Below are 12,772 nucleotides of genomic sequence, written 5' to 3'. Positions count from 1 at the left end.
TTCCTCGGCATTCTTCAAGGGGGTATAGGATACCAATGGAACAATATTTATATGGAGAACCGTTTCAGGCATTATTCCAACGGGGGTACATCAAGCCCGAATGAATCGGTGAATGCTTACACAATCAGCATGGGTTGGGCTTTTTGACCTTCAGTGTGTGAGGAGATATGACCGTCCTGTGTGGGCGCATCCCGTCTGTAGTCAGACATTTTGAAGCGGGATGAAACAGATCAGGAGACATCAATGGATACAGATGCCAAAGCCACCGTGAAAGTACCGGTTGCGGTGATCCTGGCAAGCCTGGTGATTGTGATAGCGGGGATGAAAGCAGCCAGTTCGCTTCTGGTTCCCCTTTTTGTAGCACTGTTCATCGCAGTCGTCTGTATTTCGCCCCTCTTCTGGATGCAGCGCAAAGGTGTGCCCAGAGTAATTGCCGTTATCATCATACTTCTTGTTATTCTTTTCCTGGGTCTGGCGTTCGGCGCGTTGATCGGCCCTTCACTGAATCAGTTCCTGAGTTCCCTTCCCGGCTACCAGGAGCAATTGTCGGACCATCTCACGAATCTGATAAGCTGGCTCCGCACAAAGGGCATCCATATTTCCGCGAAAGACCTGCCCCGTGTTCAGCCGGGATGGGTGATGAGCTTCGCGGGGGGCATATTCTCCGCTTTGAGCAGTGTCCTTACGAACGGGTTCCTTATATTGCTTACCGTCGTCTTTATCCTTTTAGAAGCTGAATATTTTCCCCAAAAATTGAGGGTGCTTTTGAAGAACCCCGACAGATCCATGCATGCAATCGAGAAGTTTGCCCTGAGCGCCAGACGGTACCTTATCATCAAGACTATCGTCAGCGCCGCAACCGGCCTGGTGATCTGGCTGTGGCTCCTGATTCTCGGAGTGGATTATCCCGTATTATGGGGAACACTCGCATTTGTGCTCAATTTTGTACCCAATATCGGTGCCGTCATTTCCGCCTTACCTGCCGCCCTTCTCGCACTGGTCCAATTGGGGGTGGGGCATGCCCTGCTCACCATTCTCGCTTTTATCACGGTCCATATAGTAATCGGTAATATTATAGAGCCCAAAATAACCGGCAAAGGACTGAATTTATCGACCCTGGTCGTTTTCATCTCTCTCGTTTTTTGGGGATGGGTTTTAGGGCCGATCGGAATGATTCTCTCCGTGCCCCTGACCAATCTTCTCAAAATAGCGCTCGAAAGCAGTGAAGAAACCACACGGTATTCCGTCCTTCTCGGGTCCCATGAAGAAGTGAAAACGTCCGTAGTTCAAAGCTCTCGAGCCGATTAGTTTGATTACCCAATCAATTATGGACCATTTCGTCTCGTCGGTGCGATAACACCCGACTTATCCACGCCCACCCGCAGTGCCTGAATGTCATTAAAAAAAGGAAGCCTGTACGCCGACGTGCCTCAGGAGAATTGTCGATATTGCGACAGACATTAAAAGAAAGGGGTAATAGCTTTTACAAAGGCAGTCAAGTATGGCGAGCCGAACCGTTGCGCGTTTCCTGTTCGGTTGAGATTAAAAAACGGCGGGGAACAGCCGGTAAACAATTATAAGTATAAAGCTGTCATCCCAAAAAGAGGGAGGAGATGCATCATGGTCAGAAAAAACATATTCCTTGCGGTATTATTCGTATCCGTCACATTTCTGGCAAGTAGCTACGTGGCATGTTTTGCTCAGCCTGCCGATAATACGGGAACCAATAAAAGGGACCGATCGCAGGAAGAGCTTACTGCGGAAAAACAGGGTCAATCGAAACAGGACCTCGAGATTACCCAGAAGATCCGTCGGGCGATCACGAGCGACAAATCAATGTCAACATACGCACGTAATGTGAAGATCATTACTACCGAAGGAAAAGTCACATTAAAAGGACCCGTCAGATCAGAGGACGAAAAAAAGAGTGTCGAGGAGAAAGCGGCCCAGATAGCGGGAAATGAAAACGTGAAGAGCGAGATTGATATCGCCCCTAAAAAGAAAGGAAAGTAAAAATAAAGGAGGTAAAACGCATGGCTAAGAATATCGCAGTCTATGGAATTTATAAAACCCGTGAGATGGTTGAGCGGGCAGTCGAAGCACTGAAAAATGCAGGTTTCCGTTCCGAGGATATCTCGGTGCTCTTTCCCGAAAGCGGGGGTACCAAGGAATTTGCGATCGAAAAAGAGACGAAGGCCCCTGAAGGGGCAGCGACGGGCGCGGGCACCGGGGCGGTCATCGGAGGCGCTTTAGGGTGGCTTGTAGGGATCGGTCTATTAGCCATCCCAGGCCTTGGGCCTTTCATTGCGGCAGGCCCCATAATGGGAGCCCTTGCGGGAGCCGGCGCCGGAGGTGTGGCCGGCGGGATAGCGGGGGCGCTGATCGGGATGGGCATACCCGAATATGAAGCCAATCGCTATGAAGGGCGGATCAAACAAGGAGGTATCCTCCTCTCTGTCCATGCAGACGATAGGGATTGGAAAAACAGGGGTAAGGAAATATTGCAGAAAACAGGGGCTGAAGACATAGGATATAAGAGTGAAGCCGGTGCGGATTATGACAAAAGCGACAAACCACGGCCGGATAAGCCTCGTGAGGCGCAAAGCCGTAATGAGCCCACTCGTCCGGTCACCGGAGAGCCCCTGGACAGACCGCCCGCGGACACCTTACATACACCGCCCGGAGAGCGTGTCGGTCGAAGAAGCACCGATACCTTTGCTTCACCCATCAAAGATCCCTCTCTTGGTGATTAAGACAGGAAACGGGGTAAGTCTTCAGGATCTTCTGAACACTTACCCCGTTCTCTTAAAGCGAATAAACCAGTTATCCGGTTCATGACCCGATAAACAAATCGTCCATATCAACGACTCCACCGCCGGCTTCCGATGGAGATGATATTATGTCATTTATGCGGGAATGAAAGATTATTAGATGTTGGGATAGAAGAGTTGGTATATATGGGCCGTGGAGGATTCGAACCTCCGACCAATTGATTAAGAGTCAACTGCTCTACCGGACTGAGCTAACGGCCCAAGATGAGTTTTTATAACACAGACAATGGACGCGCGCAAGAGGAAAATTGACAAATCCGCCTGTTCCCCATGGTTTCGGAAGAGGCTCCTCATTTATCATTTCCTTTCCACAATGTCGGATAACAATCCCGGGCTGATAGCTTTTCGATGGCGTCTCTTCCCTGCCGTTGATCATGACCGCGGGAGATATTTAGTAATTGTGATTATATTCAGGCACACCGGTATGAGATCGGATGCTGATCGGTGAGCGAAAAGGATGGGGCAAAAAACGATATGAAGAGACTCGGACTGGCGGGAAAAAGCATTCTTCCAATTTACAAGCCCGTCGTGTGGTTATTGGGCTATAATACGCGGGAAAATGGTGAAACCGGCCCTACAGGTTGTGAGCCCGATCCTGGGTCCGATACCGGCCTCAGTCTGAATATCATGAGCTTCAATATCCGACGGGGGACTGCGAAGGACCGGAATAATCACTGGATTTTTCGCCGGAACCTCGTACATCAAATATTGGACCTCTATCGCCCGGATGTATTGGGTCTCCAGGAGGCAATGGACTTTCAAATCGCCGCACTCCGGAGGATGCTTCCCGGTTACGCAATGGTGGGCAGCGGCGGTCTGGGGGGCAGCGAAGGAATGCACACTGCCATCTTTTTCAACGAGACCCGGTTTTCCCTGTTCGAGGAAGGCACGTTTTGGTTATCGGATACCCCCGATGTCCCGGGTTCGAAAGGGTGGGGAAATATCCTGCCCCGAACCTGCACCTGGGTTCGTCTCATAGAAAAGGAATCAGGACAGGGTTTCTATTTCTACAACACCCATCTTAACCACATCTCCCAGCGATCGAGAAAAAAGAGTGTGGTTTTTTTAGCCCAACGCATACAAGAACGTGCATTTCAGGACCCTTTTGTGCTTATGGGTGATTTTAACGCCAGGGAGAGGAGCGCGCCCATCAAATACCTGAAAGGCAAAGTCCATCTGAATATGAAGGCAAGAGGAGGGAGTTTAAATCCCGTCCCTTTGCTGGACACTTTCCGGCAAAGGTACCCGAAACGGCGAAATGTGGTGACCTTCCACGGGTTCCGCAGGTTCCTGTTCCGTTTCCGGCTCGATTATATTTTCGTCCCTTCTATCTTCAAGGTCCATGATGTCAAGATCATTCAATTGCGCTGGAAAAAGTGTTATCCTTCGGACCATTTTCCTATTTTGACCAGGATTGAGATCCCTGCATCCCTGACCGATTTGAATTCAGACCACGGCCCCGACGAGAAGAAGGCCGCCCCCAAAAGCGAGATAAAAAGGGGAAAGCCGGTTCTCCCTCACCAAAAACCGGACTCGAAGGGTGATACACGGGGTAAGTGAAAGACAAGGTGAAAATGAAAGACTGAAGTTCCGCTCTTTTCGGGCATGGCCCCGCCGTTCGCTTTGCTATCCTGGAGACGACCACGTTTTTAGGGTCCCGGCCGAGGGATTCGGGGGCCCGGAATCGCCATTGCCACATCCCTGCTCAGTGCTGCCAGTATTCTGCTATATGCCTGAACCAGGGCCTGGTAGTCCCGGCCGTGAACGGGTTCGATGTAGCGTCTTCTGCTCGATAGGATCACCTTTTTTTCCTGGGTCTCCGAGATTGTCCACCAAGCTTCTATGGATGCCTTTGATTCCAGTATGCCGGTCATGCTGACGATCTCCACGCGAACACGGTAGTCCGGCTCCCGGGCGCCGATCCATGGGAATTGGTATATTGCTTTACTGCAGGCAAATTTCGAAATATTTTCGGCAAGGACGTGAGAGAGGTTGCCCGGCAGGGGTTGCGCCCACTGGTCGAAGGGGGCGTAACTGATCTCGTTTTCCGAAGGGGTGGTCGCAATCTGGGATTTTGTCAGGTATGGCGGCACCACTATAGGGCCAATGCCTATGGTCGGGCAGTTGTCACTTGTCTTGCCCGCCATTTCCCTGATATCGGGCGGTGAACTAAGCACATAGAATCTCGTGGCAGGGGAATTTGCACACCCCGTGATCACCGACAGCACGACACATGCTAATCCTGACATGAACAGGAAGTTTTTCATCTCGCCGCCTCCTTGGTACCTTTCTTTCCATAGATAAGCATTTCGGGATGCTGGTCCAGAGTATCAGCCAGGGTTCTCATGGATCTTGCCGCACCCTCGAACTCTTCGAGAGTCTTCATCAACCGGTATCCCATGGGTGAATCGCCTGCCATAACCCCCTCCGCATTGCCCAATACCGTGTGGGACCTCTTCAGGGCGATCCCTGCCTCGTCGGCGGCTTTTGTCACGCTCGCGATAAGGGGTCCGATGTCGCCCTCTATTCGTGATGCCAGTTTTTTGACCTCCCGGACCGCCTCGTTGACGTTCGTCCCCGCGGGCCCAACCTGGCGGTCAACATTCTTCACCAGGGTCCTTGTCTCGTTTACCCCTTCACTGATAGACCGGAGCATTGCTGCCAGTTCCGGTGAATTGACTATTTTGGAAATGGCCGTCATTGCTTGCTGTGTCTCCTTGAAAATATCCTCGATGGGAAGCTTCTCAAGTTTACGCGTCAACTCCTGGATAGGAGTCGGTATGGTGGGGATCTCCGTATATCCGGGTTCAGTCCCTACGAATACGGCCGGACTGCCCGGGTAAAGATCGAGGGTTATCATCATTTGGCCCGTCACGAAGCTCTGCATTGCCAGCTGGCCGCGAAATCCCTTATCGACCAGTTTTTGGATCATGCCCTTTTGCGTTCCAATCGGCTCACTGGTGGTTTGTCCTTCTATTTCTACGCTGGCTTGCCCCAGTTCCACAATAACGGGAATATTGGCGGACAGGTCCTTGGGATTAAAACTCAGTTTGATCTCTTTTACCTCTCCCACTTTCACGCCCCGAAAGAGTACGGGCGAGCCCACGGAGAGCCCTGCCACCGAACCCTTGAAGAACATCACATACTTGGGCAAGTGTTTGAAAAACTTTCCGGAACCGAGGATGAAAACCGCCGCCACGAGGAGGGCGATGGCGCTTACCATGAAGATGCCGACAACCGTCTTGTTTACCTGTGTGCTCATAAGGTTTTAACCTCTCGATTTATTGTGGGGTTATCGACTTCTCCCCTGGTGAGAAAATTCCGTACCCTGCGGTCGGTAGATTCGGCGAGGAGCCGCTTCGGATCACCGTGGGCCGTCATGGTCCTCGATTCAACATCGAGGAACACCGAGTTGTTCCCGATGGCAAAGATGCTTGCCAGTTCATGGGTCACAATTACCACCGTGGCCCCGAGGCTGTCCCGAAGCTCCAGGATAAGGTCATCGAGGAGCCTTGCGCTTACCGGGTCTAGGCCGGCGGAGGGCTCGTCAAAAAACAGGATATCGGGATCGAGCGCCATAGCCCGGGCCAATCCCGCCCTTTTTTTCATACCGCCGCTGATCTCCGAGGGATAGAAATCCTCGAAACCTGCAAGGCCCACGAGGGCCATTTTAAGGGAAACGATTTTGCGAATCTGGGGAGGCCGAAGGGTCGTATACAACTCCAGAGGGAGGGCCACATTTTCCGCCAGGGTCATGGAGCTCCACAACGCGCCGCTCTGGTAGAGTATTCCGAAACGCTTCATGAACTGCTGGCGCTCGGGGGGGTCCATCTTCCAGAAGTCCACGCCGCCATAAAGGACCTGCCCGGCAGAAGGCTCTTTCAGCCCCACGAGTATCTTGAGGAGCGTGCTCTTGCCGCACCCGCTGCCCCCCATGATGATGAATATATCTCCGCGGTTGATCGTGAAATTGAGGTCCCGCATAAGAATAAAACTCCCGTAGCCCATGTTGAGGCCCTTTACTTCAATTACCGCCCTTTCGTCCATTGGTTTTTCCTCAGAACCCGAGTACATTACACACAATCGTGATGATCGCAGTGGCGACTATAATGCTTACAATGCCAGTCACCACAGCCGAAGTGGCCGCATACCCGACCGCCGATGCGCTCCGTTCGCACTGCATGCCTCTCAGGCAGCCAGAGAGGGCTACCAGGACTCCGAACACGGCGCCATGAAAGAGGCCGATCCATACGTTGGTGAGGTTCAACGCCGCCTTCGTCTGATTGAGGTAGACGATGGGGTTGAGGTCAAGCATGGCGACGCCGACTATCATGCCCCCGAGAATACCCATGATATCCGAATAGATACAGAGGAGAGGCATCATTACAGTGAGGGCCAGCATTCTGGGCAGGACAAGGAATTCCATAGGAGTTACGCCCAGGGTCTTCATAGCGTCAATCTCCTCGTTTACCTGCATGGTTCCGAGCTGGGCGGCATAAGCTGCGCCCGTTCGTCCCGCCATGATAATCCCCGTCATGATGGCGCCCATTACCCGCACCATGGCAATGCCTACGAGATCTGCCACGTAGATCTGGGCGCCGAAGGTCTGAAGCTGTATGGCGCCCACAAAGGCGAGGATAAGTCCCACGAGAAGGCTGATCAGGGATACTATGGGCAATGCCTGCGATCCGCTTTCCTGGAGGAACAGCAGGATATCGGACCACCGTAGAGTGGCCCTGCCCATGAGCAGGCGAACCACTGAAACACCCGCATCACCCAGGAAATCCATCACTTCGCCCAGACCTGCAACGAACTTAAGGGTTGAGCCGCCGATCCTCGACATGATCGGCTCTTTCCCTGCCCCCTTCTTTGCGCCGACCCTTTCAGGCACGGCGAGGGCGAGTTTCAGAAGTCGCCGCGCGCCTTCGGGAAGGCCGTCCGTTTCAACAGCGATGCCCTTGCGCTCGCATATTTCCCTCACGCCCAGAAGGAAGGTGAGGAAGCTGCTGTCCCAGTCGGTGAGCGACCTGGTATCGAAAATAACTTTTGTGGCCGATGGAACCGCGCTCACCCGGCTCTCCACGTCTTCAAGGGGAGGTTGGGACGTTTCCGTTGTCCAGACACCGGTCAGCCCGATGACGAGGGTTCCTTGCGGAATATCGGAGAAGGTGAGCCCCGCGGACCCGCTATTCAGACCGTCGGTTTCTATTTCTTTGGTTTTCACCACGTCGCCTCCCTTCCATGGTGGTTCTGCCTCACACCCCGGGCCATGGTCCCGGAAGCAACATCTCTAGTCCTTGCCGGAAGGTTCCGTCATTTCATCCGCCGCAGTGACCCAGCCGCCCCCCATGGCCTTGTAGATGTTCGAAACGGCTATGAGGGTGCTTGCCCGGGCCTGCACCAGGCTCAACTCCGCCGGAAAAAGCTGGGTCTCCGAATAGAGCACTTCAAGGTACGATGTGTAGCCTCCGACATACTTGAGTCGGGCAAGGCGGGCATACTCCCTGTATGCGGCCACCCGCCTCTCTTCAGCCATGGACTGCTCTCCCAGCTTCTGACGGGATACCAGGGCATTCTCCACGTCGGCAAAGGCTTTCTGGATCGTCTGCACGTAGGATTCAAGGGCCGCCTTCTGGCCCGCCGTCACGGTCGCCACCTGTCCGGCAATGTTGCCGGCGGTAAAGATGGGGCCTGTAATGGAGCCGCCGTAGTTCCAGATAGTGCTCGGCCCCCGAAAAAGGTTCCATGTGTCGGTGCTCAAAACACCTAAGGCGCCCGTAAGAGAGATCGACGGGAAGTAGAGTGCCCTTGCTGCCCCTATCTGCGCGTTGGCTGCAATGAGGTTCTGCTCGGCCTGGAGGATATCGGGACGCCTCTCGAGGAGCTGGGACGGGAGCCCTGCGGGTATTGCAGGACTTAAAAGGTCGCCAAGGACCTTGCCCCGCGCGATGGGGCCCGGGTTTCGTCCGAGCAGGATCGAGAGGGCGTTCTCTGTCAGCGCTATCTGGGTCTCGATCTGCGGGATCTGCACCGCCGCAGTTTCGTATTGCGATCGCGCCTGCTCCACGGTTATCTTCGAAACTTGCCCGTACTTTTGCTGAAGCTCGAATATCCTTACGGAGTCGCCGTATGTTGCGAGGGTGCGCTTCGAAATCTCCAGCTGCTCGTCGAGGGCGCGCAGCTGAACATAAGAAGACGATACCTCGGCTACAAGAGAAAGAATAACTCCTCGCCGGGCCTCTTCCGTGGCGAGCAGGTTAGCCTTCGCCGCCTCACTCAGGCGCCGGATGCGCCCCCAGAGGTCTATTTCCCAGCTCGCGCCCGCGAAAACCTGCAGGTTCGTAAACGGGTTCTTCTCCGGCTCAGGAATCGGGGCATTCCGCGAGAGGCGCTGGCGAAGGGCGCTTCCCGTATAGTCTACCTGGGGGAAAAGGGCCGAACGGGTAGTCATAAGGATACCCTGGGCCGCCTCAATGTTGGCAACGGCAATCTTCACGTCCCTGTTGTGGGCGAGAGCTTCCGCGATAAGCAGGTCGAGTACCGGGTCGTTGAAGTGTTTCCACCACTGGGTGTTGGCCGTCTCGGCCGCCTGCCCCGGCTCGTACCTGTAGGACTGAGGAACATCGATGTCGGGACGCTTATAATCCGGACCCACGGCGCAGCCGGCCGCACAAAGGATAATTATAATGAGGATCGGAATCCGCTTCATCTCACTCGCTCCCTTTTGTGCCGGGCGGCAGAGGAGCCGGATCGCCGATACCGGGGCCTTTATCTCCATTGGCCGCAGCGGCCTTCTTTCTTGCGGTCCGCTCGCTCAGCTTATCGAAAAGGTAATAGAAGAGCGGCACGTAGAGCATGGCCAGGGTCGCCTCCCCGATCATGCCGCCCATAATGCCTGTGCCGATAGAGTGGCGGGCGTTCGCGCCCGCGCCTGTCGCGATAGCGAGAGGCAAGACCCCGAATATGAAAGCCAGGGAGGTCATGATAATGGGCCTCAGCCGCTCCTCGCCGGCTTTGATTGTGGCATCCATGATCGACAGTCCCTGCTTTCTCAATTCTGTGGCGAAGGTCACCCGGAGGACCGCGTTCTTTGCCCCGAGACCTATGAGGACCAGGAGGCCGATTTGGAAATAAACGTCGTTATTGAGACCCCGCAGCCAGTTGAAGATCAGGGCGCCGAGGATCCCGAAAGGCACCGCCGTCATGACCGAGCCCGGCAGCGTCCATGATTCGAACTGGGCGGCAAGGACGAGAAAGACGATGATGAGACCGAAAATAAAGGCGCTGGACGACGTCCCGCCCGATTTTTTTTCTTCGTACGCCATTCCGGACCAGGCGTACCCGTATCCCGAAGGGAGTACCTCTTTGGCCACTTCCTCCATGGCCTTGAGCGCGTCCCCGGAGCTGTAGCCGGCAGCAGCGTTGCCCGTTACATAGGCGGCCGGGAACCCGTTGAAGTGGGGCACGAGGTCGGGTCCCGTGACGTAGCTCGTTCGTATGACCGCAGACAAGGGAACCATCTGGCCCGTCGCAGACCGCGTATAGAGTTTTGTCACGTCCATCGGGGTCTTCCGATAGGGGGCGTCAGATTGGAGCACCACATTCCAGACCCTGCTGTACTGGTTGAATTGGCTGATCTGTATTGAGCCGAACTGTGCCTGGAGCGCGTTGTATACGTCGACGATCGGCACGTTGAGAAGGACGGTTTTTGAACGGTCCACCTCGGCCTTTAATTGTTGTGAAGCAGCCCGGAAGGTTGTATTGAGGCCGGCAAGCTCGGGCCTCGTTCGCGCCTTGGCAAGGAACTGCTCGGTAATCTCGTAAAGGCGCGCAGGGTCCCCCGCTTCTTTGTCCTGGACCCAGAATTCGAAACCTCCGGTAGTGCCTATGCCCGGAATTGCCGGGGGCGCAATGGGAATGGTGGATCCTGTCTCGATCAGGCGTGCTTCTTTCCGTACCGCACCGAGCACCGCGTCGGAACTCTCCTTGCGCGCCCGTTCCTTCGAGGAATAGCGGTCCTTAAAATCCTTCAGGGTCACGAAGAAAGTCGACACGTTAGGTTTGTACTGGGCATCGAGAAGGCTGTACCCGTTTACCACGGTCCTGTTATCCACCGCGGGATTCTTGGCAAAAAGTGCGTCTACCTGTCGCGCGGTCTCCGATGTCCTCTTCAGGCTGGCCGCATCAGGCATAACGATCTGAGCCATGACGTAACCCTGGTCCTCGTTCGGCACGAAAGCCGTCGGGATCGTGCGGAACAGATAGAGAAGGACCATGACCATGACGCCCAGGAGAACAAAGGCAATCCCCATTCTTTTTATCATGAGCACGACGGCATCGCCGAAACCCAGGGTAAAACGGTCGAAACCCCTGTTGAACCAGGCAAAAAACCTGAAGAACCAGCCGAGAACACCCTTCTTGGGAGGCACGGTATGTTTCAGCATGATTCCACACATAGCCGGAGTCAGGGTGAGCGCCACGAATCCGGAGAGGGCCACGGAAATCACGATGGTGATGGCGAACTGCTTGTAAAGCTGCCCGGTAGTGCCGGGAAGAAAGGCAGCAGGGATAAACACGGAGGCCATCACAAGCACCACCGCGATAAGCGACGCGCCGATCTCCTCCATGGCCTTTATGGTCGCCTCTCTCGCGCGGAGATGGCTTTTGACCATGATCCGCTCCACGTTCTCCACCACCACGATGGCATCGTCAACTACCATTCCTATGGCAAGCACAATCCCGAAAAGGGTCAAGAGGTTGATGGAGAAGCCCAGGGCGAGCATCCCGCAGAAAGTGCCTATGAGGGAGACGAAGATGGCCACAATGCAGATGATCGTGGAGCGAAAGCTCTGGAGAAAGAGATAGACCACCAGGATCACCAGCAGGATCGCCTCGAAGAGGGTATGAATCACCTCCTCGATAGAAAGCCTCACAAAATCGGTGGTATCCAGGGCAATGACGTATTCGATACCGTCAGGCATCGCTTTCTTCATATCTTCCATTGTTTTTCTGACAGCTTTGGAGACTTCGAGGCCATTCGCCCCGGGTTGCTGATAGACGATGATCGGAGTCGCCGGGGCGCCGTTCAGCTTGTTGTCGTCGATGTACTGCCGCCTTCCCATTTCGGTGCGGGCAACGTCTTTCACGCGGACGATTGCGCTGCCGTCCGGGTTTGCCCGGAGGATGATCTCCCCATACTCGGAAGGTTTCACAAAGGGGGCCTGGGTAATTACCGGGAAGGTTAATTGCACCTTTTCGTCATTCGGCTCCTGTCCAACCTGTCCGGCCCCAAAGAGGGCATTCTGGTTCGCTACGGCAGTCTGGATATCCGTGGTAGTGATCCCGAGAGAGGCCATGTGGTCGGGGTTCATCCATATGCGCATAGCCTGGTCCGGCACGCCGAAGATCTGTGCCTGCCCCGCGCCGTTTATCCGCTTGATCGCATCGAGCACATAGATGTTCGTGTAGTTGGTCACATACTCCGCACTGTACCGGCCGTCCTTGTTGTATACGGAGATAATCATGAGGGGGGTGGAGGACTTTTTCTGGACCGAGACACCGTACTGTGCCACTGCCTGGGGGAGTTGAGGCATGGCCAGGTTTACTCTGTTCTGCACCTGAACCTGGGCAATATCCGGGTCGGTGTCGAGGGTGAAGAAGACCGTTATGGTCATCTGCCCCGTATTGGAGCTCGTGGATGTCATGTAGAGCATGTTGTCGACGCCGTTGATCTGGGCCTCGATAGGCGATGCCACGGAGTCGCCGACGGTTTTTGAATCGGCCCCCGGATAGGTGGTCGTCACCTGGACCTGAATGGGCGTGATGGAGGGGTACATGGCGACGGGCAGGGCCCTCATCGCCACCAGACCCGCGATCACGATGATAATTGAGATTACGGTGGCGAAAATGGGCCGCTCTATAAAGAACCTGGAGAACATGGC

10 protein-coding genes and 1 tRNA gene are annotated in these 12,772 nt (G+C 54.7%); 4 read left to right on the top strand and 7 right to left on the bottom strand.

Annotation, left to right across the window (positions count from 1 at the left end):
- Window positions 1–243 precede the first annotated feature (243 nt).
- The 3 genes from VGJ94_13780 to VGJ94_13770 all read left to right on the top strand — a co-directional run bounded on the left by VGJ94_13780 (window position 244) and on the right by VGJ94_13770 (window position 2,753).
- On the top strand, window positions 244–1,308 hold the full coding sequence (locus VGJ94_13780) for an AI-2E family transporter (protein ID HEY3277683.1): 1,065 nt from the start codon (window positions 244–246) through the stop codon (window positions 1,306–1,308).
- A 312-nt stretch (window positions 1,309–1,620) separates the two neighbouring features.
- Window positions 1,621–2,013: a BON domain-containing protein gene (locus tag VGJ94_13775; GenBank protein ID HEY3277682.1), complete on the top strand. Its 393-nt coding sequence runs from the start codon at window positions 1,621–1,623 to the stop codon at window positions 2,011–2,013.
- 20 nt (window positions 2,014–2,033) lie between these two features.
- Window positions 2,034–2,753 carry a quinol:electron acceptor oxidoreductase subunit ActD gene (locus VGJ94_13770; GenBank protein HEY3277681.1) on the top strand — a complete coding sequence of 240 codons (720 nt, stop codon included), beginning with the start codon at window positions 2,034–2,036 and terminating at the stop codon, window positions 2,751–2,753.
- A gap of 205 nt (window positions 2,754–2,958) precedes the next feature.
- Here the strand turns inward: VGJ94_13770 and VGJ94_13765 are convergent.
- A tRNA-Lys gene (locus VGJ94_13765) sits at window positions 2,959–3,032 on the bottom strand.
- A gap of 273 nt (window positions 3,033–3,305) precedes the next feature.
- Here VGJ94_13765 and VGJ94_13760 point away from each other — a divergent pair.
- Window positions 3,306–4,391 (top strand): endonuclease/exonuclease/phosphatase family protein, encoded by a 1,086-nt coding sequence (locus VGJ94_13760; GenBank protein ID HEY3277680.1) that lies wholly within the window; start codon window positions 3,306–3,308, stop codon window positions 4,389–4,391.
- An 89-nt stretch (window positions 4,392–4,480) separates the two neighbouring features.
- Here the strand turns inward: VGJ94_13760 and VGJ94_13755 are convergent, their stop codons facing one another.
- From VGJ94_13755 to VGJ94_13730, 6 genes are all read right to left on the bottom strand, one after another.
- Window positions 4,481–5,098 (bottom strand): PqiC family protein, encoded by a 618-nt coding sequence (locus VGJ94_13755; GenBank protein ID HEY3277679.1) that lies wholly within the window; start codon window positions 5,096–5,098, stop codon window positions 4,481–4,483.
- Window positions 5,095–6,093, bottom strand: a complete 999-nt coding sequence (locus tag VGJ94_13750) for an MlaD family protein (protein ID HEY3277678.1) — start codon at window positions 6,091–6,093, stop codon at window positions 5,095–5,097. Before VGJ94_13750 ends, VGJ94_13755 begins: the two co-directional genes overlap by 4 nt.
- Window positions 6,090–6,878, bottom strand: a complete 789-nt coding sequence (locus VGJ94_13745; GenBank protein HEY3277677.1) for an ATP-binding cassette domain-containing protein — start codon at window positions 6,876–6,878, stop codon at window positions 6,090–6,092. The genes VGJ94_13750 and VGJ94_13745 overlap by 4 nt, the downstream gene beginning before the upstream one ends.
- 10 nt (window positions 6,879–6,888) lie before the next feature.
- Complete coding sequence (locus tag VGJ94_13740) at window positions 6,889–8,055, bottom strand: ABC transporter permease (GenBank protein ID HEY3277676.1); 1,167 nt, start codon at window positions 8,053–8,055, stop codon at window positions 6,889–6,891.
- A gap of 66 nt (window positions 8,056–8,121) precedes the next feature.
- Window positions 8,122–9,540, bottom strand: a complete 1,419-nt coding sequence (locus tag VGJ94_13735; protein HEY3277675.1) for an efflux transporter outer membrane subunit — start codon at window positions 9,538–9,540, stop codon at window positions 8,122–8,124.
- A gap of 1 nt (window position 9,541) precedes the next feature.
- The gene (locus VGJ94_13730; protein HEY3277674.1) at window positions 9,542–12,769 is read right to left on the bottom strand and encodes a multidrug efflux RND transporter permease subunit; all 3,228 of its coding nucleotides are present in this window, start codon (window positions 12,767–12,769) and stop codon (window positions 9,542–9,544) included.
- Window positions 12,770–12,772 lie beyond the last annotated feature (3 nt).

Source organism: Syntrophorhabdaceae bacterium (assembly GCA_036504895.1).
GTDB lineage: Bacteria > Desulfobacterota > Syntrophorhabdia > Syntrophorhabdales > Syntrophorhabdaceae > PNOM01.
Note: the sequence above shows the minus strand (reverse complement) of the source record. Positions and strands in the feature narration are given on the sequence as shown.